We start from the raw sequence: 566 nt of genomic DNA, 5'->3' as shown, positions 1-566 counted from the left end.
TGTTGGGCACCACAGTTGTGACCTGGACAGCAACTGATGCGAGCGGAAATATCACTACCAGGAGCTTCAATGTAATTGTAGTGGACAACCAAGCACCTGTCATTACAGCCCCTTCCAATATCAGCATTCAGATAGGAGAGGATGATGATTCCGCTACGGACGTGGAGCTTGGGACTCCGACAACGTCTGACAACTGCGGTGTAGAAGATGTCAGCAATGACGCACCTGCAACTTTCCCTGTAGGAGCGACTACAGTAATATGGACAGTGACCGATGACAGCGGCAATACGGCAACGGCTGAACAGACGGTGACCGTGACCAGAGAAATCTTACCAACCATTACCGCCCCGGGAAATATCACGATGGATACAGACGGAGGAAGCTGTGAAGCTTCAGAAGTTGACCTTGGTAACCCTCAGGTAACAGGCGAGGACATTCCTTCCGACGGCATCAGCAACGATGCACCGTCAACATTCCCGATAGGAGCAACCATTGTCACATGGACAGTGGTTGACGGCAATGGAAATACGGCCACTGACCAACAGACTGTAAATGTAGAAGACAAC

The 566-nt window shown here is 50.7% G+C and carries 1 protein-coding gene; it reads left to right on the top strand.

The window, feature by feature from the left end; translation table 11 throughout:
* Nucleotides 1-566 (top strand): HYR domain-containing protein (locus tag M3O96_RS21930; protein ID WP_249725493.1); only part of this gene is annotated, 566 nt, incomplete at both ends.

It is taken from the genome of Aquiflexum sp. TKW24L, assembly GCF_023502205.1.
Classification (GTDB): domain Bacteria; phylum Bacteroidota; class Bacteroidia; order Cytophagales; family Cyclobacteriaceae; genus Cognataquiflexum.
Note: the sequence above shows the minus strand (reverse complement) of the source record. Positions and strands in the feature narration are given on the sequence as shown.